Consider the following 24,492-nt stretch of genomic DNA (forward strand, 5'->3'; position numbering starts at 1 on the left):
TGAAAAATTCCGTTTTTTTGTTTGAAAAGCGTTTTTTTGCCGTGCTTGCAGGGCTCGCTTTGCCGATTGCTTTGCAGGATTTAATCAAATTTTCGCTGGCCTTGGCGGACAACATCATGGTCGGGAGCATTTCGGAAACGGCTTTGGGCGCGGTAACGCTGGCGGGGCAGCCGTTCTTTGTCTTTTCGCTTCTATCCTTTGGAATTGCGAGCGGCGGAGGCGTGCTGGTTGCGCAGTATTACGGCAAGCACGATGCGGAAAGCATCCAGAAGGTCGTGTCGATGACGATTTCCATCGGCGTTCTTTTTTCGTTTGCGTTCGGGCTTTTGACAACTCTTTTTCCGCGTACGGTCATGCGGATTTTTACGGATGTCCCTGCTCTGGTGGATATTGGCGCGGACTATTTGCGGATTCAGGGCTTTGCGTATTTCTTTTACGGTTTTAGCAATACGCTGATTATGCTGATGCGCAGCACAAGGGAAGTCAAAGTCGGATTGATTGTGAATTTGTGCGCATTCGTGCTGAACGTTCTTCTAAACTGGATTTTTATTTTCGGACATTTCGGTTTGCCAGCCCTGGGGGTGAAAGGGGCGGCTCTTGGAACGGTGCTTGCTCGTGCCGCGGAATGCGTCGCCATGATTTTTTACGTCCGCTTTTTTGAACGGCATTTGAACTTCCGGTTCAAGAAATTGTTTTGCTTTGACCGGATTCTTTTTAAGGATTATCTCCGCTACAGCGTTCCGGTGGTGATTAACGAAACGGGATGGTCGCTGGGGGTTGCCGCGCAGTCGGTAATTCTCGGGCATTTGAACTCGACGATTGTGGCGGCGGCCAGCATTGTCGGGACTTTGCAGCAGATGGCGTTGGTCCTTATTTTTGGCGTGGCGGGCGCGTCGGCGCCGATTCTCGGCAATCTTCTCGGCAGCGGAAAAAATCTGTCGGAAGCCAAACGCTACGCAAACACTCTCCTTTTGGCGGGATTTCTGGTGGGAAGTCTGGCAGCCTTGGCTCTGTTTCTTTTTAAGGAACCGATTTTGGCCTTATATGCCGTTCCGGAAAATACGGCGAAATTGGCGGACACTTTTATTTGCATCCAGTGTTTCATGATCGTTTTGCAATCCTACACTTCGCCCGCGATTGTCGGTATTTTGCGGGCTGGCGGCGATACCGTGTTCACTTCGGTTTTGGATATCGGCAGCCTCTGGGTCTTCTCGATTCCGCTCGGTTATTTGGCGAGCTTTGTCCTGGACGCTTCGTATCCGATGATTTTTTTAATGCTCCGCGCCGACGAAATGGTGAAGTTGCCCATTTTGATTTGGCGAGTGCAGCGTAAAAAATGGATTCGGAATGTCACCCGCTAATGCGATAGGCGAAAATTTCTGAAACGAAAAACGGAAATGGGATGAGGATTTGCCTGTTGCAACGGGAAATTGTGGGGCAAAAAGCAAAAAGGAAAGAAAAAAAGCCCGAGTTCAGAAGAACCCGGACTTAAGAGCCACCCAGCAGATTTGAACTGCCGACCTGCTGATTACGAATCAGCTGCTCTACCAGCTGAGCTAGAGTGGCATCGCGAAAACAAATGTAGTAATAATTTGGAAAAATTTCTATATTTAGCTCAAATTTTTTTTAAGGACCTAAAATATGTCGAATAATATGCCGAATAGCGGAACATCTTCCCCGAATTCCGACGTGAAAGAATTTTTTATCCAGCACGGAATCAAGGTGGGCGTGATTCTTTTGGCGGTAATCCTTGTCGTGGTGGTGATTATCCACATCCAAGGTTCCAAAATCCAGGCGAATGCGGCTCAAGCCGAACTTCTCGGACCGGCTTTGGCTTATGAATATACGGGAAAAAAGGACAGTGCCCTTGCCGAATACGAGTCTTTAATACAGTCGCACCAGCTGAAAGGCGAATATCTTGCCAAGGCGGCGCTTTTGGCGGGCAATATCCGTTTTCAGAATGGCGAGTTTGATGCGGCGGCAATCCTTTACCAGAAGGCTTTGGACAATGCAGGCTCTCTTCCGCTGATTCGTGGCGGGGCGATGCACGGGCAAGCTGCTGTCGCTATTGAAAAGAAGGATTATGCGGCTGCAGCGGGTCTGCTCGAAAAGTTCGTTTCGGAATTTGGCAAGAGAACTGGTGATTTGGAAGACCGTTACGAAAAGCTTGAACCGGCGGATCAGGTCCCGACCGTTGCCGACGCGCTTTGGAAGCTCTCCTTGGTTTACGAACAGATGGGCTTTTCGGACAAGGCGAAAGTTTCCGCTGAAAAATTGCTCAAGATTTATGGCGACGACCCGCTTTACAGCGAACGCGCCAAGAAATTGCTGGCGACTCTCTGATTTTTTGAATCGCTGAATTTCGGCTCGCCTGATACGGCGGGCTTTTTTTGTTGCAGGATTAAGATTAAACGGAAGAATCCTTAAAACTTCCTGAAAAAATCAAGGCCTACAGCTTCTCGATTGCTGAAAAGCGAATGGAAACTTTCAGGATTTTCGGTCGTCGTTTTCTTGGGCTTGGAAGTCCAGGAAATAAAAAATGACAAATATGTTTGAAATTTGGGGCGCGAGCGGAAAAAGAAGAGGTGATAGGGAAAATGGGCGCTTTTCGGCGTTCAGGGGACACATTTCCGAATTTTAAATTTTGAAAAATTCTTTTAACTCCGGAGAAATAATGTCCGATTACATTCAGAATCTTTTCGCAGACCGCATTGGCGGGAAAAATTTTGGCAAGGAAACGGTCCTATACAAGTTCGAAAAAATCAAGCGGGCGAGACGTGCCGCCGAAGCCGAGCATCCCGAAACGCCGATAATCGACATGGGAGTTGGCGAACCGGACTGGATGGCGGATCCGTCGGTGGTGGAACGCTTGGCGGTGGAAGCGCAAAAATACGAGAATCGCGGTTATGCGGACAATGGCATTTTGCCTTTTCAGGAGGCTGCCGCCGCTTATATGCAAAAGGTTTTTGGCGTCTCGGGATTGAATCCGCAAACGGAAATCTGCCACAGCATCGGTTCCAAGCCGGCGTTGGCCATGCTTCCTCAGGCTTTTATCAATCCGGGGAATGTCGCTATTGTAACGGTTCCCGGCTACGGGGTTCTGGCGACGATGACCCGATTCCTCGGCGGCGAAGCCTATGCGTTGCCCCTGCTTCCGGAAAATGATTTTCTTCCGGATTTGAACGCGGTTCCGCCGGAAATCGCCAAGCGGGCGAAGCTGCTTTACATCAACTACCCGAACAATCCGACGGGTGCGGTCGCCACTCCGGAATTTTTCCAAGAGGTCATCGATTTTGCGAAGAAGAACGAGATCATTGTCGTTTCGGATGCCGCCTATGCCGCTCTCACTTTTGACGGTTACGCACCGCTCAGTTTTCTTTCCGTTCCGGGAGCCAAGGATGTCGGCGTTGAAATCCAGTCGCTTTCCAAAGCGTTCAACATGACGGGCTGGCGTCTCGGATTTGTTGCTGGAAACGAAAAGGTCGTCAAGGCTTTTGCCTGCATCAAGGACAATAATGATTCCGGGCAATTCAAGGCGATTCAGTATGCGGGAGCCCAGGCGCTTTCCACGCCGTCGATTACGGAACGCACTGTCGCCAAGTATTCCCGTCGCCACGATTTGCTGGTCAAAACTTTGACCGAAGTCGGCTTCCGGGTGAAAAAGCCCAAGGGAAGTTTTTATTTGTATGCACAGGCGCCCAAAGGCATCGAGGGCGGAGAAAAGTTCGATACGGCGGAAGATTTTTCGCAGTGGCTTATTCGGAAAAAGCAGATTTCCACGGTTCCTTGGGACGACGCGGGACACTTTATTCGGTTCAGCGTTACCTTTATCGCCGATTCGGAAGAGGCGGAAATCTCGCTGATGAAAGAAATCGCAAGACGCCTTGCCGGGGTGAAATTCGTCTGGTAAAAATCAGAGGGTTTTCCGTTCGTCTGGTGGATGCAAAGAGAGCCGCAAAAAATGCGGCTCTTTTCGTGTGATGTTTTGTCGATGGAGAGGCGCTTTAGCAAATTTGCTTGTGGATGCGAAGTTGCTATTGCGCTTGGTAGTTTGAAAATCCGATTGTTATTTGACGATTTTCTGTTGTAAAATCCCGTTGGAAGTGTGGGCGTAAACCAGATAGACGCCACGGGGCATTTCTCTTAGCGAAAATTCCTTTTGCCCGTTTGCGGAATGCAGAACGACTTGCCCGTTTGCCGAAAAGACATCCACTTTGTAAATGGCATCCGCTTGGATGGACAGGCGATTTGCCGAATAGGAAATGGCTGCGGACGGGGAAGTTGGCGTCTTGGAAATTGCAGTGGTTTCCTGTGAACTGGAACTTTCAGGTCCCTCAAAAGAAGAGGAGCTTTCGTTTTTTTGGGAAGAGGAGCTGCCGATTTCCGAAGAGGAGATGGGCGAATCAATTTGGACTTTGATGAGGAACAGGTTTGCCACGTCGCCTTTGGTAACGGTGTAGGATCCTGCCGCCAGCGAAAGGGAAAGAACTCCGTCAGTTGCAGTGTAATTCTTTCCGTTCACTTTTACTTTGTTCGTAAAATCCGAATTGAAGTAGAGTGAAACGGTGGCCGAAACGCCCAAGGTGAATGATATGTTAGTGCGGCTTTCCATTTTGAGGCAGCGGGTCAGTTCCATGCCGTCGATGGAGATGGACCCTTTGGAAGTGGAAAGGGAACCCATGAAGTCGAAGTATTCGCTGCTCAAGGCGTCTTGAGTGAAGTTGTGCGAAATGTTCGCCGTAATCGGGAGAAGGCTTCCGTCGGGATTTTCCGCGCTGGAAGAACTCGGTTTGACAGAAGAGCTGCTTGTCGCAGAACTGGAAGAACTCGGTTTGACGGAGGAACTGCTCGCTGCCGAGCTTCCCGCCTGGCTGCTGGAACTGGTGATAATGACGGCTCCAGAGCCCTGAATGCTTTTCAAGGTACCCGTATAGGATTGCAATTTGCTTTTCAGGGCGGAGTTTACCGCGTAGGACTCGTCGTCGCTATCGGAAAAAGTCCATTGGAAATCACCGCCGTGCATTCTGCCCGCATACGTTTCGACTGTGGTTTTGGCGGCAGCCGGTTCCTCTGCCGTGTAGGAATACATTTTGCTTCCCGTATCGAAATTGCTGTAATAGTGGCCGCCTTTTTTGCTTTTTATCGAGGCGGGGATCGTCGTTTTGGCGTTGCTTACTACATAGGCGTCGAAGTCTGTTTGCGTATCGATGCTCATCGTGCTGGCGTTTACGCTGCTTCCTTTGTTTGTAAAGGAACTTGCGCCGTAGGGAATGAAGGTGAATTTGCCTTCCATGTAGTTGTTGTAGGCTTTGATGAATCCGCCGTCTTCATTGCTGAAAGTCGCGTTGGCGGAGGAACTGTTGGCGGTTCCTGCATAAAGGTCGGAACCTTGCATCGAAGTGAGCATAGGGTATTTGCAGTTGCGGAAATAATTTCCTTCCATGAATACGGATGAGCCCAGCGTGCTTCCCGCCCCATACTTTGCATTGCCGTCGTAATAGTTGTTGTAAACGTGGGCATTGTAGTAGCGGACTCGCGGATGCCGACTGTCGGAATGGTCATACCAGTTGTGGTGATAGGTGATGTAATAATCGGTCGTTTCGTAGCTGAAAACGCCTTCGGAAAGTCCGAGAAGGTTGCTTTTCCCGTTGTCCCAGAAGTGGTTGTAGCTGAAGGTGATATAGGAAGACTTTTTGCAGTCCAGAGCGCCGTCGCCTTTGGCCTGGTCGGCATCGGAACCGGCATCTCCGTAAAAGAAGTCGTTGTTGTGAACCCAGACGTAGGCGTTGTTCTGTTGTAGGCCGATGTTGTCTCCTTCGCCGGAATTGACGTTCATGATGCCGATGTTGCGGATTTCGACATTCATCGCATTTTTTAGGCGGATGCCCCAACCGTTGACGGTCGCGTCGTCCCCGATACCTTCGACGGTGACGTAAGCGTCTTCGGAAGAGCCCAAATCGATAAGCATATCGCCGGAAATGAGGGAGTCCGAATCGGTCACGTTTCCGAGGATTCGGATGGCGAGCGGGCGTTTTTCGTATCCCTTTTTATAGCAATTCAAAATGCCTTGAACGCTTTTGCAGGTAGTTGTTGTCCCTTTGGAATTTGTCGTGACATCGAGAGTTGCCGTATTCTTGGTGTTTTCGGACATATAGATGACGACCGCTCCGCTTTTGAGCGTGCCGTCGGCGTTGTAGGCGCCTGGAACGTGACCGTCGTTGAAAGCGAAACCCGTCCTGTCGAACGCTTTGACGGAAACTGTTTGAGTCGCGGATTCGGAGCCGCTTTCTCCCGAAGCGGTAACGGCGGCGATTCGAATGGTGTGGGAGCCTGCGGAAAGACCCGGAATGTCGGCGCGGACATAGCCACTGTAGGTGCGGATAAGCGCATCGTCTATTTTCTTGCCGTCGCAATAGACATTGTAGCTGCTTGCGCTGCTGACGGGCGTCCACTTGGCGTAGGCGGATTCAAACCAGCCTCCCGCTTCTTGAACGGTGAGCGCGCTCGCGGACGAGACTCCTGCGGCGAGTCCCATGGTAAAAAGTAAAGCCGATTTTGTTTTCATTTTCTCCAATCCTTTTTGATAATCGCGTCTAAAAATGCGTTTTCAAAAATCGTTGGCGGCAGATCGCGCGGTTTGCTTTTTAAAGTGCCCGATGCTTTTCGTATCGCTCACTTTTCATTCCTGCGCTTGCGAATCGATTTTCTTCATCCAAGTCGTTTTTAGACGCGGACTTGTTTGAGAATGTTCTCAAAAAGTAATTTAAACAAAAAAGAGGGGTGGGTCAATGGTTTTTAAAGAAATTTATCTTGATTATTGTTTTGTAATGGATTGCTTTTAGTTTTACTTTGCTGGAATCTGGTTTATATGTTCTCAAAATTTTGTTGTTTTTTTTTGTAGCGTTTTTGAAATTTTACTCTCATTTTGGGGAATTATATACGATCTTCCACCAAATACTCTCAATTAAATTTTTTCTTCAAAACGAGAATTTCTTCTCGCAGACAGCGAGATGCTCGCCTACGCCCATGAGTCTTGGGAACTTGTTCCCTTAGACGAATTGTGCAAAGCCCCATGAGCCTTGGAAGCTCTGCTTCCTTTAGGCGAATTGTCCCTTCCAGGGATACTTCAACTATGGAATCGGAGATTCCAAGTTTCAGGGATGCGCCGCCGTGGCAATTCTTGCTGGCACCTCGTCATTGCGAGGCGCGATAGCGGCGTGGCAATCTTGTCTGCGGAAAAAGGATTGCTTCACCCCTGTGGGGGTTCGCAATGACGTAAAAACAACCGCCTGCTCAAGGAACGCAAGCGAGCAGGCAGTCCCGTACACAATCCGTCCCAGCGAGGAACAAAGTGACCCATGAGCCTTGGAAGCTCCGCTTCCTTTAGGCGAATTGTCCCTTCCAGGGATACTTCAACTATGGAATCGGAGATTCCAAGTTTCAGGGATGCAAAGCCGAAGCAATCTGTGCTGGCACCTCGTCATTGCGAGGAGCGTAGCGACGTGGCAATCTTGTCAGCGGGAAAGGATTGCTTCACCCCTGTGGGGGTTCGCAATGACGTAAAAACAACCGCCTGCTCAAGGAACGCAAGCGAGCAGGCAGTCCCGTACACAATCCGTCCCAGCGAGGAACAAAGTGACCCATGAGCCTTGGAAGCTCTGCTTCCTTTAGGCGAATTGTCCCTTCCAGGGATACTTCAACTACGGAATCGGAGATTCCAAGTTTCAGGGATGCGCCGCCGTGGCAATTCTTGCTGGCACCTCGTCATTGCGAGGAGCGTAGCGACGTGGCAATCTTGTCAGCGGGAAAGGATTGCTTCACCCCTGTGGGGGTTCGCAATGACGTAAAAACAACCGCCTGCTCAAGGAACGCAAGCGAGCAGGCAGTCCCGTACACAATCCGTCCCAGCGAGGAACAAAGTGACCCATGAGCCTTGGAAGCTCTGCTTCCTTTAGGCGAATTGTCCCTTCCAGGGATACTTCAACTATGGAATCGGAGATTCCAAGTTTCAGGGATGCCTTGTAGGCCAGCGGGCGGAAGGGATAAGGGGGCTTCAGAGTTGACGCGTTGCGTCCGCGGCTGCGACTCAGTAATGCCTGCAAGCAAGCTTGCGGCGCAACATTCGCCTTGCACGCTTTTGCGAAGGCTCCCTTCCAGGGACAATTCGTCTAAAAGAGTAAAACTCTTAAGAATTCATGGGTGGCCCCTTTTCCCTTCACCCTATCCCCCGCCACGCTTGGCGGTGGGAAATTTTGGATTCTGGGGCGGAATGAGATGTGTTACGTCGCGAGAGGGGATATAGTCTTTTTCACAAGCTGAACTCCCTTTTAAAGAGGAACGTTTTTTTCTCAAAGTGATTTTTCTCGCGGGTTGCGAGGTGTTTTGCATTCTGGCTAGCCGTTTCTCCTATATTTCCAACTCCCGACTTTCAAATAAGCCTTCTAATTTTGGCTTGTGCAAGGAAGCTTTGCTTCAAATTACTCGTTTTCTGCAAATCTCTCGCTCTTTTTTTAAATTATCGCCATGCTATTGAATTGGGAAACTCTTCTTTCGGCGACCCGTTTTGGGCATCCGGCCAGTTTGGATCCGAACCGTTCCGATTTTCACCGGGATTACGACCGCATTATTTTTTCGACGGCGTTTCGCCGATTAGGGCGCAAGACGCAGGTGCATCCGTTTTCGGTCAATGACCATGTCCACAGCCGATTGACCCATTCCATCGAGGTTTCCAGCGTCGCTCGCAGTTTGGCGATCACCGTTTTCAACGAAATCAAAAACGAGTTCCCGAAAAATTTCAACGCCTACCACTTGGGGACGATTGCGCAGTCCGCGGCTCTCGCCCACGACATCGGCAATCCGCCTTTTGGCCATGCGGGAGAGGCGGCGATTCGCGACTGGTTCAAAAAGAATCGGGACTCTGCGCCGCTCCGGGATTTTAGCGACAAGGAAATGAAGGATTTTGAAAATTTTGACGGCAATGCGCAGGGCGTTCGGATTCTTTCGAAATTGGAATATCATTTTCTGGATGGGGGAATGCGCCTGACTTATCCGACTGTCGCGTCGATGATGAAGTATCCGTATCTTTCTTGCTATGGAACGCCGGCCAGCCTGTTTCAGACGGAAGCGGACGATTACCGTGCCATGGCCTACGTGCTTGGAATTCCGGAAATGGAAAACGGCAAATGGATGCGGCACCCGCTCAGCTACTTGGTGGAAGCCGCGGACGATATTTGCTATTGCATTCTCGATGTGGAAGACGCTATAGAGCTTGGCATTCTCCAGTTCGCCGATGTCCGGAATATGTTCGAATATCTTTGCGGTCCGCAAGTGGATATCGACAAGGAATACAATGAAAGCGGACAGAATTTTCGGGATTTTCTTTCGAGCGTCCGGGGGCTTGCCGTCCAGAACCTGATTGACGACGTGGCGCAGGTCTTTGTGAATCATTATCCCGAAATCATGAACGGCGAATTGCGGGGAACCTTGCTGGACCTTGCCGATTCCGATGCGGTGAATGGAATCCGCATTGCGAAAAGGCTCGGCAGGGAGCGCATTTATCCGGATCGCCGAAAAACAGAGCTGGAAGTGGGCAGCTATACGACTCTCAGTACGGTTTTGGATGCTTTTGTGAGCGGCGTTTACGAGTTCCGCAAATTCGGTAAATCCTCTTATCGGGCGTCTCGCATTGTGCGTCTTATCGGCCAGGCGAAAATCGGGCAGTCGGTGACCCCCTTGGAGGCCTACCACCAGGTTCTCGATTTTGTGAGCGGGATGACGGACAATTACGCCTCCTATCTGGCGCGGCAGATCAGCGGTCTTGTGCAATGACCGGCATTCAAAACGACGCATCCTGCGTTTGGCTTTTCGATTACGACCTGACTCTCTATTCTCAGGCGGAAAGGGCCGTGCTCGATTCGCTGGATCGCCGGATTTCGCTGTATGTGCAGAAAATTGCCGGCTGCTCTTTGGAAGAAGCGCAGAAAATCCGCAAGGACTACTGGAATGATTTTGGCACGACTCTCTCGGGTCTTCGTCGGGTATTCGGAGTGGATCCCGATGATTTCTTTGATTTTATCCACCAGCCCGAAAATTTGATTTATCCCGAAGAAGCTCCGCAAAAACGGGAATTGCTGCAATCGCTTTGGGGCGCGCGCTACATTTTTACGAATGGACGCTCGGATTGGAGCCGTGAGGGATCTTTGCGCATGGGAATTTTGGGTTGCTTTGTGCGCATTGTCGGCTTGGAAAATTTGAACTGGGAAGGGAAGCCGCAGACTGCGGCTTACGAAAAAATGGAGTCCGTCTTGCGGGAAGACGGCGTATGGGATGGGCGGGACCCTTCGAGGATAATCCTTTTGGACGACTCTGCCCGAAATTTGGAACCTGCGGCTCGGCGTGGCTGGAAAACCGTCTGGGTGAATCCCGCTTCCGAAGAATCCGGGGCGTTCGCTTTTGCACATATCGCCGACCTGATGGAACTTCCGCGTCTTTTGACTCGTTCCTGAAAAATCGGGCTGATAAAAACTATCTTTGCCGCGTATGCAGGAAATGTTCTCGTTTGAATTTGTCCAAAATGCTTTGATTGCCGCCGTGCTTGTCGCTATCGCTTGCGGGGTGATGGGTTCGTATGTCGTGGTGAATAAAATTGCGGGAACGGCGGGCGGGGTCGCTCATGCTTCGTTTGGGGGCATCGGGCTGGCCTGTTTTTTCGGATTTTCCCCGATGCTGGGGGCTTTGGGCGTGGCTTTGGTCTGCGCGCTGATCATGGGATATTTGACATGGACTCGCCGCGAACGCTCCGACACGCTCATCAACGTGATTTGGGCGGGCGGGATGGCGATGGGCGTCATCTTGACGGATTTGACGCCGGGTTACAGCGGTGACATGATGAGCTTTCTTTTCGGGAGCATCTTGACGGTTCCGCGGGAACTTCTCTTTGGCATGACGATGCTCACCGTCGGGATTCTGGCAGTCTCGGCGTTGTTCTTTCGCCAGTTTCTTGCGATATCTCATGATCCGGAATTTGCCCGGGTTCGGGGCGTTCCCGTGCTGCGGCTCTATATGCTTTTGATGGCGATGATCGCTTGCACGGTCGTGATGGCGGTGCAGACTGTCGGCTTGATTCTGGTCATTGCGCTCTTGACGATTCCCGCGTATGTAGCGGAAAGCCATGCCAAAAATCTCAAGCAGATGATGTTCCTCTCTTGTGTATTTTCTCTTGTGCTTTCTTTGGGCGGTCTCTTTTTGGCTTACCAGATGAATTTTACCGTCGGTCCGGTCATTATTCTGTTGAGTGTTGCGCTTTATGCGGGGAATGCGGCTCTCCGGCGTTTGTGGGTGGTTAGACGGTAGCCCGTTATTTGTGGGGAATGAGGCTGCCATTCCTTAACTTGGGAAAAAAATCTATATTTCCCTTTGGCATTGTTTGGAAATTTCTGCCGCAGGGCGGGTGTTTTCAAACGACCGGAAAATTTTGAGATTCGACTCTTATCCTCTGTTCTGAAACTACCACTTTCAACTGACTGAAGAATAAGACAAGCGCTTACGCCCCATTGGGTGGGAGTTGTTTGTTTTTATTCAGTCAAAGGGTGTGGTATCCACAGAACAGATCAGCATGTGAAGCGACTTCACGCCTTTTTACCCCAAAAGACGTCCATCTTCACAAACAGGAACAAGGGGCGATCCGGAGCAATTCAAAGGAGGCGGGCATAAAGCCTTAGCGCGAACGCCAAAGTGCTTTAATCATGCTGTTGGGTAAATTGTCCGACAGGTTAAGGATGTCGTCTTTTGACAAAATATTGATTGCCAGATTCTGTGATGGCCGCCTCTAAAAATGAGTTGCGACACATCGCACAACATTTCACCTCTAGCGAAGCTAAATCGTCATTGCTGCCTTAGGCTTTCCCGTCATGAGACGCAGGCACTTACGAAACTTGGCAATTTCTTGCCCTAGTTAGTGATCCACTATTTGGACGGCAATCTTTTGCGCATCCGAAGATTGCTTCACTACGTTCGCAATGACGAAAGCGACCGTTTGACTATTTGTGGTGACCTTTTCTGAAAAAAAACGCCCTACTTTCTTATTGCCGAAAGGGACGAAAAAACAAAAGCCCCAAAGGAGGCAAATATAAGACCGTAGAATGAATAACATCGTGTTTTGACACCAATGTCGGGCGGACCGTCCGACAGGTTAAGGATTGTTACCTTCAAATACAATCCACACATTTTTCCGCCGCAAGGCAATGACAATTTGTTATGAAAAGAATGCCCAATCAGCTCAAGAAAAAGCGTCTGTTGCTCCACTACTTGGATTACACCAACAAGACCCACAAAAGCGGACGCTTGGAACTTCCCTGCGTCCAGTGCAATACCGAAATCGTTCCCGATTACATAGCACTCTATTCGCAGACCGGGGATTATCACCGTACCGAAAAAAACGCCGTCGCCTATTTTCAGTTTGACAATGTGTTCGACGGCCAACACGGCCTTTACAACGCCATTTATTACAACAACCGCAAGGACTTGCGAAATTTCAAAAAACGTTTCAAAGGCGTGCGGTTCGCCATCGCCCCGGACTGTTCGGAATGCGGCGACGTGGACCTGCTGGAAAATCTCTACCGGCTGAAACGTTCGCGGGTAATTTCCCTGTGGCTTACAATCGAATTGGGAATATGCGTAATCCCCTTGATAACGTTCCCCAGCCTGGATTTTCTGCCTTTTGTGTTGGAAGGGCTGAAAGAGTGCAGCGTCGTAGCGTTCAGCACCAAATGCTACATCAACAATGCCGAAGAACGGGCAATCCTTGCAAGTGCCGTAAAAACGACGGTAGATACGTTGAACATTAAGAAAATCGTCGTTTACGATGTCTGCAAGGCCAACGATAAGGCTTTGGCGATTTTCAAATACGCAGCCCAAAAAGGGATTGAAATCGTCATTCCAGACAACATATTGAAAATTCGAAACAAGCATAAAAAGAAGCAAGCGAAAGGAGGTAAAAATGAGAAGTAGCAACACCGGCCTGTGTCACGGGACTTCGGGTTCGCCGCAAGAAAGCATCGAATCGCTGGAATACGGAGCCAAGGTCCAAGAAATCGAGAATAGGCTTAAAGAGGAATTTGGCCATTCCAAATATCCAAAAGAGGTCCTCTCGAATTTGGGGAACACCGAACGCTTTACAGAAGAGGCGATAAAACATATATTTGAAGGAGAGGTGAACGACAAAGGCAAGGCTGTGGGATACCACTATGAAGGTATTAAAAATACTGCAGGAACAGTTGTTTCAGGAACACGAACGACGCCTAATGCAAACGGCGTTTATCGTGGGACAGTGAAAGTGAATGGAGTTTTAAAAAATGGATTCAGTACGTTCTTCCCTCGCGAAATCTCGCCCCAGCAGGTTGTCAACGCCATCAACCAGGCGTATGAAAATAAGCGGCATGTATCAAGAAATCGATATTATGGCTATGCAAATGGAATAAAGATAGAAATGTTCCTTAACCAAAACGGCAAAATCATTTCGGCTTTTCCAAAGGAGTAAATATGAAATATCAAATTAAATATATAGAACACGATGGAGTTGTCGAAGATATGGTTTTTGCCTTTGACGAAGCTTTTCATATTCTGAGTGAATTTCTAGACGATGTTGATTCGTTCTCAAAATATTACCTCGAAATTTTCGACAATGTTCTTTCGGGCAAAGTAGAAAAGGACTCTGCCAGCGGAAACGCTTGTTCGTTTGAGGTTGATAAGGAAAAGACGGTCATTGAGTTTCTCTACCCAGAGGATGAAAACAAACCGGAAGTTTGTACGGTCAACACCCGCGAACTCCGTTCGCTGATGGACGAATGGCTGCAAAAACGGGCGGAGTTTTTGAAGACCAAAGGATGAAACTTGCGAAAGGACTTTAGGGGCGTACGCCCTTAGGCCCCAAACTTTGAAGGAGAGGTAAACGACAAGGGCAAGGCTGTGGGATACCACTATGAAGGCGTTGAAAATACAGCAGGAGCTGTTGTTTCTGGAACGCGTACAACACCGGACGCAAACGGCGTTTATCGCGGGAAAGTGGAAGTGAATGGAGTTTCTAAAAATGGATTCAGCACGTTCTTCCCTCGCGAAATGTCGCCCCAGCAGGTTGTCAACGCCATCAACCAGGCGTATGCTAACAGAAGTTTTATTGCTGGTTCTTTTAATAAATTTTTGGGAAAGACTTCCAGTGGAATGTTAATTTCAATGTTCCTAAATAAAAATGGAAAAATCATTTCCGCATTTCCGGAGCAGTCGCAATGAAATACGAAATCAAACCTTTAAAACTAGACAATGGTACAGAATACCTAACCATCATCTTTGAAGATACAAAGCTTACGTCTCTTCACTCTTTTATCGTAGATGATTTCTCCGCATTTACCCAAGACTACCTCGAAATTTTCGACAATGTTCTTTCGGGCAAAGTAGAAAAGGACTCTGCCAGCGGAAACGCTTGTTCGTTTGAGGTTGACAAGGAAAAGACGGTCATTGAGTTTCTCTACCCAGAGAATGAAAATGAACCGGAAATTTGCACGGTCAACACCCGCGAACTCCGCTCTCTGATGGACGAGTGGCTGCAAAAACGGGCGGAGTTTCTGAAAACCAAAGGGTGAAACACTTTTTCATCGCAGCATATCGCCCGAAAAAAAATCTATATTTCCCTTTGACATAGTTTGGAAATTCTCGCCGCAGGGCGAGGGTTTGCAAGCGACCGGAAATTTTGAGATTCGTCTCTTATTCTAGCTATCGAAACTACCACTTTCAACTTACCTAGGAATAAGACGAACGCTCACGCCCCATTGGGCGTGGGTCGTTTTGTGCTTATCAGGTAAAGGATGTGGTAGTCCTCGATAGCGATAAGCGCAGCGACTCCACGCCTTTTTTGTTCAGATAAATGTGTGGAAAAAGGTCATTGATCTGGTTGATGAGCCAGTCGAAACAGCCGAAATGACCTGGCGCCGAAGCCGAGGATAAGAGCGGGTGAACCCTTATCTATGAGGCTCTTGTGGCAGAAAGCGTCGATGAATTGAAGATTCGCATTCGCGAGTTGGAAAAAGAAGTGGCCCAATGGAAATCCAAGGTCAAGGACGTCCGTTACGGCCTGAACTGGCTGGAAATTCCCGAAGCGTTCGACAGGGAATCCGAAGACAAGATTCCCATTCTGGAAGAAGTCCGCGAGAAGGCGGTCGATGCCGAAGGAGCGTTAGCCGAAACGCCGCCCCACATCATCATCGAAGGCGACAATTACCACGCCCTCACCTGCCTGAATTACACCCACCGCGGAAAAATCGACGTGATTTACATCGATCCGCCCTACAATACGGGCTCGGACGGATTCACCTACAAGGACAAGCGGTTTTTGACGGAATATCCCGACGGGCAAAAAGTGCCCAAGGATCATCCGCTGCGGCACAGCTACTGGCTTTCGTTTATGGAAAAACGGCTGAAGCTCGCCAAGAACCTGCTTTCGGAAAAGGGCGTGATTTTCATCAGCATCGACGACAACGAACAGGCGAATCTGAAATTGCTCTGCGATAAAGTGTTTGGGGAAGGGAATTTTGTGACGAATTTTGTCTGGAAAAGTAAAAGTGGCGGAGCGAATGATAGTAAATACATTGCAATTGATGATGAATACATTTTATGTTATGCCAAAAGAGCAGAAAAATTGGCAAAAATGATGGACAAATATGCTGAAGTAAGTACATCCTATAATCTAAAAGATGAAAAAGGAGAATATTCTTTAGATCGATTGGATAAGCAAAGTATTCGATATTCTGATTCGCTCAATTATGAAATTATTGGCCCCGATGGAAAACGTTATTGGCCCAAACACAAGGACCCAAAACATCCAAATGCAACTTGGCGATGGAGCAAGGAGCATGTAAAGACTAATTTTGAAGATTTGGTTTTTAAAAATGGATGCGTTTACACAAAGAATTATAGAAAAGATTCAGCTTTAGCAAGAAACTTGCTTACTGATGAACGTTTCGGTAGAACTAGAACTGGAAAAACGGATTTATTCGATATTTTTAATGCAGAAGTATTTACCGCTCCGAAACCGATAAAACTTCTGTTCTTTATATTCAGTATTTCTTCTTCCCCCGCCTCCCTCATCCTCGACTTCTTTGCCGGATCCGGCACTACTCTCCACGCCGCTTTGAAACTCAACGCCGAAGATGGAGGCAAGCGTCAATGCATTCTCGTGCAGCAGGCCGAGAGCGAAAACAACATCTGTGAAAAGGTCACCTACGAGCGCAATCGCCGCGTCATGCAGGGCTACAAAAATGCCAAGGGGGAATTTGTCGAAGGTCTTGGCGGTCATATCAAATATTACAAAACGGATTTCGTGGGCAAGCACCCGAGTCAAAACGCCTCCGACGCAGATAGCGTTGAACTTGCAAACAAAGCGGGCTGCCTAATCGCTTTGGCGGAAAACACTCTCGAAACCGTCTCCGTCCCCGAAAGTTCAAAAGGATTCTGGCAAATCTATGCGAACACAGAAACGAAAAAACGCTATACCTGCATCTATCACAACGGCGACTATGAATGCGTTCCCGAATTTGTCGCCACAATAGATGCCTTGCGGGCCTCTGATAAAAAGGCAAAATTTACGGTTTATGTTTTCAGCTGGAATTCCCCGGACTTTTTCGAAAACGAATTTGACGATTTGAAAAACATCGAAATCAAGGCGATTCCTAAACCCATCCTCGAAATTTACAAGGCTTTGAACGGTTAATTTATGCAAATGCTTCCTTTTCAAGAAAATGCGGTCCTCGGTGCGAACGGACTTGTCGAAACGTTCAAAAAACTCTGGCAAACGGGCGTTTCCAATTTGAATGTCACCTTCAAATCGCCAACGGGTTCGGGCAAAACTTTCATTGTATCGAACTTCCTCAGGGAATTGCAAAACGACCCCGGATTCGACAGCGATGTCGCTTTTGTATGGATTACTTTTTCCGATGAACTAGCCATGCAGAGCCGCGATAAATTCGTCGATTACTTTTTCCCGAATATCGGACGAGAACTTCGGACCATCGCCGATTTTTCGGAAGGCATTTTGCAACGGGACGACATCCTGTTTTTGAATTGGCAGAAGCTGGTTTCTAGAAAAGCTGAAAATCGGGTTTTACGCCGACCCGAGGAAAGCGAAAAACAAAAGGAACAGGGATTTTATTTTGAAGACGTCGTAGAAAACACGCGGAACGCCGGCAGGGAAATCGTCATGATTATCGACGAAAGCCATAAGAACGTAACCGAAGCCGCTTACCGCGATGTCATCGAACCGCTCTGTCCGCGCGTCATCCTAAACGTATCGGCGACGCCTTCAAAAATTCCAAATGCGAGCGATGTGCAAAATCTCCGGGCGGGATTTGTGGAAGTCAAGCGGAAAGATGTGGTTGAAGCGGGGCTTATCAAAGAGCAAATCGTTTCGCAGACGGAAGAGGATTTGACCGCAGCCGAAGGGGAGGACTTGGATTTTGCACTTCTCCGCCTTGCCAAGGAAAAGCGGGAATTTCTAGCGGAAGAGTGGAATCGCCTTGGAAAAAATATCAACCCCCTCGTGCTTATCCAGCTTCCCGACGACGATACGAAATTGAAAGACCAAGGCGTGGAAACCAAGGAAGAATTGGTGCTTCGATACTTGAAAGAAAAATGCAACGTTCCCGAAAATAAAATTGCGCTTTGGTTCGACAAGAAAAAATCGAATCTGGAGCATATTTCGGAAAGCGATTCTCCCGTGGAATTTATGCTTTTCAAATATGCCGCCGGAACGGGTTGGGATTGCCCCCGCGCCCACATCATCGTCATGTTCCGCGAAATCGAATCGCCGACTTTCAAAACGCAAACCCTGGGGCGCATCTTGCGGAATCCGCTTCCGCAATGCGACTTGAGCGCGTTCCCGGAACTTCGCAAGGGATATCTCTACACCAATTACCGAAAGAACGAAATCGCCGAAATCCCATCGACCGTTGAAAACAAGCCGAAGACCGAAGAAACTACTCTCGCGCTCCATTTGATGGGAAACTTTGCAGCTAAGGAGGCTGCAAACAATATGGTGCAGAAAATCCAGGAAAAAATGCTCCCCGATTTAATGACGCAGGAAAAGTCCGCTGTGAGCGTAGCGCCTGCGCTCGAAAAAGCTTTGCAAGAAAGTGCTGCACCACTTTTGCCCGGACTCTTTAACGAAAACAGCACTCGCGTTACTGAAGAACAAATGGTTTACGATGCTTTCGGGAATGCGGATTTGAAAGCGACAAATCTCCAGCTGGAAGAAAAAATTTTTAAAGCGGCAAGCGAAAATTTGCATGCGGTTTTGGAAACGCATTTCGGGAAAAATGTCGCAGACAAAGCAAAAGAAATGCTTGCCGATGTTTCCCGCGATTTTGCCGAAATGCTTGCGCAGCAGCGATCATCTGCGTTTATTGTGGATCCGCTTTTAAAAAGCGATTTTATCTCCCGTGCAGATTACGGCGATATCGGTAAGGCGAGTGCGTTTCAGAGATCATTTGTTCGATCGATGAATGATTATTTTGGCATAAGCGAAAATGCTTTTAAAAATCCTTTTGCGCAAGAAGGCGTTCTTGAAAAAGCCGGAATCGATACGACGCAAACGCTTTCGGACGAAGTTCTTGTGAATGCGACTTTTGCCGAAACGAACCAGTTGGGAAAAAACGTCCAGCACGAAATGAGCGACAACGAAGTGGAAAAGTTTTTCATGAAAGCCTGCTACAATCTTCTGGAAGAACAGACGGAAGCGGACGCCAAATACGGAAACGTGGCCCGTTCTTGGGGGCCATTCAAAGAGGCTCTCCGCCAATGGTTCGACAGATACGCCATGACAGCAATCGACAACATCGGACGGTACAAAATTTTCTTGAAGGATTTGTTCCGAAACGCAGCAAGCAAGTTCCGCCCCGCCATCACAAAAGCCCTGAAAGATTACAGGCCCGTCCGGGACGCCTTTGTAAAAGAACGCCGAGATCAGGAATGGCGCGGCGCTGAACCGTTCAAAGTCAAAACCCAATACGCCTATTCGAACGATTACGAAGATTTAGCGGGAACATCCAAAAGCCTCGTGCAGCCTTTCAAAATCCGCAAGAACCCGCCGCAAACCGAAATCGATTTCATCGCGTTCCTCGAACAATCGGAAAATGTAAAATGGTGGTTCAAGCAAAACGACGAAGGCAAGGACTTTTACGCAATTCGCTACTTCAACACCGCCGACCAAAAAGAACGCCTCTTCTACCCGGATTTCCTTTTGCAACTGAAAGACGGGCGCATCGGCATTTTCGACACGAAAGGCGGATTTACCGCAAGCAACCCGGAAGGCCGCGAAACGGGACTTTACAACCGCATCCAAGAACTGAACGCCGCCGCGGGCTTTGAAAAATTCATCGGCGGACTCGCCGTCATGGAAAACAGGCAATGGTATTTCCACACGGGGAAAAATTACAGTTACTCGGTGAACAAATTGGACGAAGGGTGGCTGCCGCTGGTGAAGGTGCTGGGGTAGCCGCTGGAAATTTTGTAAATTGCGCCTATGCCGAAACTTCTATTAGCTTTCATTTTTTTGGCGAATGCCGCTGCTTTTTCGTCGCCTTCGCACTCCCTTTTTGAAAACCCCGATATTACGACGGAATACTCGGCGTTGCTGCAAGAAAAAAACGCGCGAAACGATTCTCTTTTGCCTGCTTTGGACGGCGACAAGGCTTTTGCGGAACTTTTGCGGCAGAATCCGAATTTCTGGAGCCTGGAACGTCTGGACAAGGAAGGCGAAATGCTGACGAAGCTCAAGGCGAAAATCGTCTATATCGACGGTATCCGCGAAGAGGCGTATTGCAAGCTCGACAAGAACGCATCGCAGGCGGGGGAGTGGCATCTGGAAATCGGCGTGGACTTTGTGAGCGCGGCTTCGAATACGGTGGGCATTCACGTTCAGCAGTGCTTGAATCTGGTTCGCGACGAACTCGGCTATCTGGTTAAAAAAGGCGATAAAATTATTGCGGTTCCGCCCAAGAAGGTGATGGAAAAAATCAAGGAAGTCGAAATTCCGATGACGGTCGATGTGGATTTGCAGCAGAAACTGCTCGCCGCCCACGAAGAAGTGAATCGGACGGGAAATTGCCCCCGCGGAATCGAAAGCTATCTGATTTTGCGCGACGTGTGGAATCAGGTAAAAGATGAAAAAATGGACATTGTGACCATTAACGACAAATTGAATTCCGAGGTGAACGGCGGACACAGCATCAAGACGTGCGCTTTTAGTACCGAATGGAACAAGCGTTATCAAGACAAAGCCTCCTTTGCGTGCGACATCGACGAGGAAATTTGCACCTACAGCGAATCGGAAGACGGCGAGTCCCGCTGGCGCTGGAATTACGAACAGAATCGTTTTGAGTTCATTCGCAAAAAATTCCTTTTTATTCCGCATGGTCCGAAAACGATTCACGAAGGCGGCACGATGATGGATTTGCGGCTGATCCGGCTTTCGACGACCCTTTATCTGGAAGGATTTTTGAACGAAAAGGGCGAACCCGTCACCCTTGGGCTCATCATTTTGCCGAATGAAAAGAACGAATACGAAGATCACGGCGAAGACGAAGAGGACGAGTACGAATACGAGGAATAGCGGGCGAAGCACTCGGCCGGGGCCATTTTTAAGGAAAGTGTCCATAAAATCTGAGGATCTCTTTTGAAAAATCGTCTCAAAATGATTTCTTTTTGAACATCCCTTTCTTTTTATTTATATTTCCAAAAGGAAATTTTACCCTTGAGGAGGATTTATGAAAATATTTGCGAAGTCCATGCTGGCGAAATCCGCTTGTGCTTTGGCTCTTGCCGCATCCGCTGCGATGGCGGGGGAAAGTTTTGGGGGAATCGGGGTTACAATTTATGCGACTCCGGATGGTGTCCGCGTGGTCGATGTCGTCCCGGGGTCTCCGGCGGCAGAAGCGGGACTGGAAAAAGATGACCGGATAGTCGCTGTGGATGGCGTTTCCCTTGCGGGGAACGATATTGAAGAATCCAAGGCGCTTTTGCGGGGAACGGTCGGGAAACCGCTGGAAGTTTCCGTTCGCCGGGAAAAGGAATCCTATTCGTTTACATTGCGTCGTGCGCATATCGCCGTGAACGAAATCGCTTCTGCGGATGTGCAGGAATGGTACGACGACCCGTCGGCATCAAAGGCCTATACTCCGGCGGAAATTTCGGAAGTGGCTCGCAAATCGCTCGGCAGCAATTATGAACTGCTTTCTGTGATGAAAGACGGGCGAGTGATTCCGGAAGATATGACGGTCGGCGCTTCGGAACTTTCTTCTGTTTCGATTGAAAAGACGGATTCCCGTTTTGAAGCCGCTCCAGCTAAATCCCGTCCGCGGGCGGCGGGCTCTCTCAAGAGCTTTGACCGGGCAATGGTTTCTTTTGATTTGAAAAAAGAAGGAACGACGGTTGTGCGCATTGTCAGCGCGAACGGAGAAGAAATCGCCCGCTTGTTGAAGGAAGATGCTAAGGCAGGTCGCCAGTCTCTTTCTTGGAATGGCAAAAATGCGGCATCGGGACGTTACATTGTGCATATCGAGCAGAATGGCGCGTCTTCGGCGGCGGCAGCGGAATTGCGTTAATCGCGGAAATTTTTTGAATCCTTTTGAAATGCGACTTCACTCGGGTGGGTCGCTTTTTGTTTTTGACGAATGTTTTGGGAATTTGATACAATTTTCCACCCAATACTCACGGTGAATTCTTTTTCAGAGCAAGGCGTTTTCTTTCACAAGATGAACTCGGTTATTAGTTCCCAGTTCCCTCTCTCACCTAATCACGGATCACTAACTATGAATGGAGCGATTTAACGCAGATGCTGCACTTGAAAATCCGCGTCACCGTTGTTTTGTGGGTTCGAATAATGAAAATGAAACTCGAGGAAAATTTCAAATGTCGCCTCTATAAACCTGTGCGTTTTTTGCCCGCAGGCAAATGATTTCTATAATTGCCGTGTGATGTTCAACATGCTTAAACCCAAATCTCTTGGGCGCATACTTTTTTATGCGCTGTTCTTGGGAACGTGGGCTTTTGCGGAGGAACTGACTTCGATTGAATTGCCGGAAAGGCCAGATCCAGATACGACGGAAACGGATTCTTCTTCGGGAGACTGGTTCGGTTCGCCGAATGATTCGACGCAGACGGATACGGTGGAATACCACGCGGTGGATTTGCAGTACGATGTGGGAAGTTCCACTTTCAATTTGAACAGCAAGGCTCAACTCAAGTATCGCACGGCGACTTTGGATGCCGACACGATTCTTTTTAGCCAGCGGGATCAGGTTTTGCAGGCGAGCGGAGACCCTGTTTTGCGGGAAACGAAAAATCCTTCTCTGGCGGGTTATCGCATGAAGTATAATATGAAAACCCGAGTCGGCGAAGTCTATTATGCGACGACTTTTCAGGACAACAATCAGCTGAACGGCATGGAAGTCCGGCGGCTTCCCGATTCCCGGCTCCTGATTGCCCGTGGGGATTTTAGCACTTGCGACGATACGACTCACCAGCATTACTTTTTTTATGGACGGCGCATGGTCGTGAAACCCAAGGAAAGCGTGACAGCCCGGCCGGTCGTGCTGAATATTGCCGACGTTCCTGTGGCGGTTCTTCCGATGATTGTCGCTCCGTTGAAGAGCGGTCGCAAGTCGGGAATCCTTACGCCCAAATTTGGCGGGGATCAGGTGCAGGGATTCTATATTAAGAATGTCGGGTTTTATTATGCGCCCAACGATTATTGGGATGCGACGACATCGGCGGATGTTATCGAAGGCTCGTCGGCGAATTTCGAAAAGACGACTTTGACGGAAAGCGTGCGCTATAAATTGCGTTACTGGTTGGATGGAAGCGTCACTTATACGAGCTATTTAGAGGAATTCGATTTGGCGAACAGCGGTTACGACGTCTCTTTTAATCATAAGCAGAATCTGACCCCCGACGGCAAGCACAGTATTTCGGGATCGGGTTCGTTTGTCTCGGACAGGAGCGTGCGAAAGGACAACGGGCTTGATGCGGAAACGATTTTGAACCAGCAGGCCAATGCGCAGATGACCTATTCCGGGCAATTTGGAAAGAATAAAAATTTGACGGTGAAGGCTTCGCAGAACTACAATTTGACGACGGGGCACAAGGAACGCCAGATTCCGGATATTCAATACAGGATGAGCGGCCCCCTCTTTGATTTTGAAGACGACGAAGACGAAGTTTCGGAAGATTCCTGGCTGGACAATTTCAATTATTCTTTTACGAACCGTTTTAATTTGTATGAAAAAATTGCGCCGGATACGACCCGGGACATTGACACTGCCGCCTGGTATTCTGGCTACCTGGGAACTTTTTCTTTGGACTATTCCGCTTCCCTTTTTGATGTCATCAATATAACGCCCAAGGCGACTTTTACGGGAATGTGGAGCGGCAACCGCTGGATAAATCCGGACGATTCGGCCAAGTACTGGAAGCAGCGCAGTGGCTGGAATCCGGAGAAAGACGAATTCGGCGAATTCTTTTACAACCACAATTACAGCATTTCCGCCGATACGAAACTGTATGGAATTTGGATGCCGGAAATCGGACGCTTTACGGGCGTCCGCCACGTTCTTTCGCCGAGCATTTCTTATACCTACGCTCCGAAAATGGATACGAACCGCTATTTCGTCCGGCATCCTCTGTTGGGACAGACACCGTTCCAGACGGAGCAGAAGGCGGTCGGTTTCGGGCTTTCCAACGACTTCGACATCAAGTTCTTGAAAACGGCGGGACGTTCCCAAAAATCGGAAGACGGATCGGATTCGACGGAGGTGGAAGAAACTTACGGGACCCGTCGGCTGTTTACGACCTCCCATTCGACGGCTTACAACTTTGCTGCGGATTCCCTGCACTGGTCGGACATCAATTCCAGCTTTGGCCTTCAGGTCTTGCCCAATTATCTGTTCACCGTTCGGACGCGCCACAGCGTTTATCACAAGTATGAAGAAGATCCCAACAAGGTGCGCTTTCCGGAATTGACCTACTGGGCTTACGATCTTTCTAAAACGTTCAACTTTTCGGGGGACTTCAACTCGGGACTTTCCTCTCAGATGGGAAAGTACCAGAAGGATTCTTGGTCCGCCAGTTTGGATTACCGCTATTCCTTTTCGAGCACCCGCATCGGCAAAAAGGTCTTTCGGGACAACGTCTCGCACTCCACGGGATTTTCGGCATCGCTGCATCCGACCCCGAACTGGTCGATGACTTATTCCACGCGCTACAGCTATACGGAAGGTCGCTTTGCTTCTCACGAATTCACGTTTGATCGCAGCTTGCATTGCTGGATGCTGAATTTTACCTGGACTCCGTCGGGTCCGGCTGCCGGTTGGAGCTTTACGGTCTATGTCAAGGATTTGCCCGATATCAAATTGAATGCCGCCAGCACCGATGATGCGAACTGATTCTTTCTAT

16 protein-coding genes, 1 tRNA gene and 1 pseudogene are annotated in these 24,492 nt (G+C 48.9%); 16 read left to right on the forward strand and 2 right to left on the reverse strand.

Features of this window, described 5'->3' with window-relative positions:
* The first annotated feature begins 41 nt into the window (after window positions 1-41).
* Window positions 42-1,361, forward strand: coding sequence for an MATE family efflux transporter (locus BGX14_RS14625; protein WP_158223352.1), 1,320 nt, complete (start codon window positions 42-44; stop codon window positions 1,359-1,361).
* A 132-nt stretch (window positions 1,362-1,493) separates the two neighbouring features.
* Here the strand turns inward: BGX14_RS14625 and BGX14_RS14630 are convergent.
* Window positions 1,494-1,566, reverse strand: a tRNA-Thr gene (locus tag BGX14_RS14630).
* A gap of 75 nt (window positions 1,567-1,641) precedes the next feature.
* Between BGX14_RS14630 and BGX14_RS14635 the strand changes: the two genes are divergently transcribed.
* Complete coding sequence (locus BGX14_RS14635; RefSeq protein ID WP_233126569.1) at window positions 1,642-2,343, forward strand: tetratricopeptide repeat protein; 702 nt, start codon at window positions 1,642-1,644, stop codon at window positions 2,341-2,343.
* A 331-nt stretch (window positions 2,344-2,674) separates the two neighbouring features.
* Window positions 2,675-3,910 (forward strand): LL-diaminopimelate aminotransferase, encoded by a 1,236-nt coding sequence (locus tag BGX14_RS14640; protein WP_095880290.1) that lies wholly within the window; start codon window positions 2,675-2,677, stop codon window positions 3,908-3,910.
* A gap of 156 nt (window positions 3,911-4,066) precedes the next feature.
* Here BGX14_RS14640 and BGX14_RS14645 read toward each other — a convergent pair whose 3' ends face one another.
* A complete protein-coding gene (locus BGX14_RS14645; RefSeq protein WP_095880291.1) occupies window positions 4,067-6,565 on the reverse strand; it encodes a T9SS type A sorting domain-containing protein in 2,499 nt (832 codons plus the stop codon).
* A 1,958-nt stretch (window positions 6,566-8,523) separates the two neighbouring features.
* On the opposite strand from BGX14_RS14645, the gene BGX14_RS14650 reads away from it, so the two are divergent.
* The 13 genes and pseudogenes from BGX14_RS14650 (at window position 8,524) to BGX14_RS14715 (ending at window position 24,482) form a co-directional block, all read left to right on the forward strand.
* Window positions 8,524-9,828 (forward strand): deoxyguanosinetriphosphate triphosphohydrolase, encoded by a 1,305-nt coding sequence (locus BGX14_RS14650; RefSeq protein ID WP_073301982.1) that lies wholly within the window; start codon window positions 8,524-8,526, stop codon window positions 9,826-9,828.
* The gene (locus BGX14_RS14655) at window positions 9,825-10,505 is read left to right on the forward strand and encodes a pyrimidine 5'-nucleotidase (RefSeq protein WP_095880292.1); all 681 of its coding nucleotides are present in this window, start codon (window positions 9,825-9,827) and stop codon (window positions 10,503-10,505) included. Before BGX14_RS14650 ends, BGX14_RS14655 begins: the two co-directional genes overlap by 4 nt.
* Before the next feature lie 34 nt (window positions 10,506-10,539).
* Complete coding sequence (locus BGX14_RS14660; RefSeq protein ID WP_095880293.1) at window positions 10,540-11,352, forward strand: metal ABC transporter permease; 813 nt, start codon at window positions 10,540-10,542, stop codon at window positions 11,350-11,352.
* A gap of 912 nt (window positions 11,353-12,264) precedes the next feature.
* Window positions 12,265-13,008 (forward strand): DUF4417 domain-containing protein, encoded by a 744-nt coding sequence (locus BGX14_RS14670; RefSeq protein ID WP_158223353.1) that lies wholly within the window; start codon window positions 12,265-12,267, stop codon window positions 13,006-13,008.
* Complete coding sequence (locus BGX14_RS14675; RefSeq protein ID WP_095880296.1) at window positions 12,998-13,537, forward strand: EndoU domain-containing protein; 540 nt, start codon at window positions 12,998-13,000, stop codon at window positions 13,535-13,537. Before BGX14_RS14670 ends, BGX14_RS14675 begins: the two co-directional genes overlap by 11 nt.
* Window positions 13,538-13,539: 2 nt before the next feature.
* Entirely contained in the window at window positions 13,540-13,887 is a 348-nt protein-coding gene (locus BGX14_RS14680; protein WP_095880297.1) for a hypothetical protein, read from the forward strand.
* A 57-nt stretch (window positions 13,888-13,944) separates the two neighbouring features.
* A pseudogene (locus BGX14_RS14685) lies at window positions 13,945-14,286 on the forward strand (EndoU domain-containing protein); the annotation flags it as partial.
* Entirely contained in the window at window positions 14,283-14,636 is a 354-nt protein-coding gene (locus tag BGX14_RS14690; protein WP_095880299.1) for a hypothetical protein, read from the forward strand. The pseudogene BGX14_RS14685 and the gene BGX14_RS14690, both read left to right, overlap by 4 nt.
* A 392-nt stretch (window positions 14,637-15,028) precedes the next feature.
* Window positions 15,029-16,759 carry a site-specific DNA-methyltransferase gene (locus tag BGX14_RS14695; protein WP_158223354.1) on the forward strand — a complete coding sequence of 577 codons (1,731 nt, stop codon included), beginning with the start codon at window positions 15,029-15,031 and terminating at the stop codon, window positions 16,757-16,759.
* Between the two features lie 9 nt (window positions 16,760-16,768).
* The gene (locus BGX14_RS14700; RefSeq protein ID WP_158223355.1) at window positions 16,769-19,537 is read left to right on the forward strand and encodes a DEAD/DEAH box helicase; all 2,769 of its coding nucleotides are present in this window, start codon (window positions 16,769-16,771) and stop codon (window positions 19,535-19,537) included.
* Window positions 19,538-19,564: 27 nt separating this feature from the next.
* On the forward strand, window positions 19,565-20,653 hold the full coding sequence (locus tag BGX14_RS14705) for a hypothetical protein (protein WP_073301974.1): 1,089 nt from the start codon (window positions 19,565-19,567) through the stop codon (window positions 20,651-20,653).
* A gap of 154 nt (window positions 20,654-20,807) precedes the next feature.
* Window positions 20,808-21,644, forward strand: coding sequence for a PDZ domain-containing protein (locus tag BGX14_RS14710; RefSeq protein ID WP_083545577.1), 837 nt, complete (start codon window positions 20,808-20,810; stop codon window positions 21,642-21,644).
* 381 nt (window positions 21,645-22,025) lie between these two features.
* Entirely contained in the window at window positions 22,026-24,482 is a 2,457-nt protein-coding gene (locus BGX14_RS14715) for a putative LPS assembly protein LptD (protein ID WP_233126570.1), read from the forward strand.
* Window positions 24,483-24,492 lie beyond the last annotated feature (10 nt).

Source organism: Fibrobacter sp. UWS1 (genome assembly GCF_002300445.1).
Classification (GTDB): domain Bacteria; phylum Fibrobacterota; class Fibrobacteria; order Fibrobacterales; family Fibrobacteraceae; genus Hallerella; species Hallerella intestinalis.

Excerpts from the sequence above, each read along its gene's own strand:
- BGX14_RS14645 (WP_095880291.1), bottom strand. The coding sequence starts at position 6,565 with ATGAAAACAAAATCGGCTTTACTTTTTACCATGGGACTCGCCGCAGGA.
- BGX14_RS14700 (WP_158223355.1), top strand. The coding sequence starts at position 16,769 with ATGCTTCCTTTTCAAGAAAATGCGGTCCTCGGTGCGAACGGACTTGTC.
- BGX14_RS14705 (WP_073301974.1), top strand. The coding sequence starts at position 19,565 with ATGCCGAAACTTCTATTAGCTTTCATTTTTTTGGCGAATGCCGCTGCT.
- BGX14_RS14680 (WP_095880297.1), top strand. The coding sequence starts at position 13,540 with ATGAAATATCAAATTAAATATATAGAACACGATGGAGTTGTCGAAGAT.
- BGX14_RS14660 (WP_095880293.1), top strand. The coding sequence starts at position 10,540 with ATGCAGGAAATGTTCTCGTTTGAATTTGTCCAAAATGCTTTGATTGCC.
- BGX14_RS14650 (WP_073301982.1), top strand. The coding sequence starts at position 8,524 with ATGCTATTGAATTGGGAAACTCTTCTTTCGGCGACCCGTTTTGGGCAT.
- BGX14_RS14635 (WP_233126569.1), top strand. The coding sequence starts at position 1,642 with ATGTCGAATAATATGCCGAATAGCGGAACATCTTCCCCGAATTCCGAC.
- BGX14_RS14640 (WP_095880290.1), top strand. The coding sequence starts at position 2,675 with ATGTCCGATTACATTCAGAATCTTTTCGCAGACCGCATTGGCGGGAAA.
- BGX14_RS14690 (WP_095880299.1), top strand. The coding sequence starts at position 14,283 with ATGAAATACGAAATCAAACCTTTAAAACTAGACAATGGTACAGAATAC.
- BGX14_RS14675 (WP_095880296.1), top strand. The coding sequence starts at position 12,998 with ATGAGAAGTAGCAACACCGGCCTGTGTCACGGGACTTCGGGTTCGCCG.
- BGX14_RS14715 (WP_233126570.1), top strand. The coding sequence starts at position 22,026 with ATGCTTAAACCCAAATCTCTTGGGCGCATACTTTTTTATGCGCTGTTC.
- BGX14_RS14710 (WP_083545577.1), top strand. The coding sequence starts at position 20,808 with ATGAAAATATTTGCGAAGTCCATGCTGGCGAAATCCGCTTGTGCTTTG.
- BGX14_RS14655 (WP_095880292.1), top strand. The coding sequence starts at position 9,825 with ATGACCGGCATTCAAAACGACGCATCCTGCGTTTGGCTTTTCGATTAC.
- BGX14_RS14670 (WP_158223353.1), top strand. The coding sequence starts at position 12,265 with ATGCCCAATCAGCTCAAGAAAAAGCGTCTGTTGCTCCACTACTTGGAT.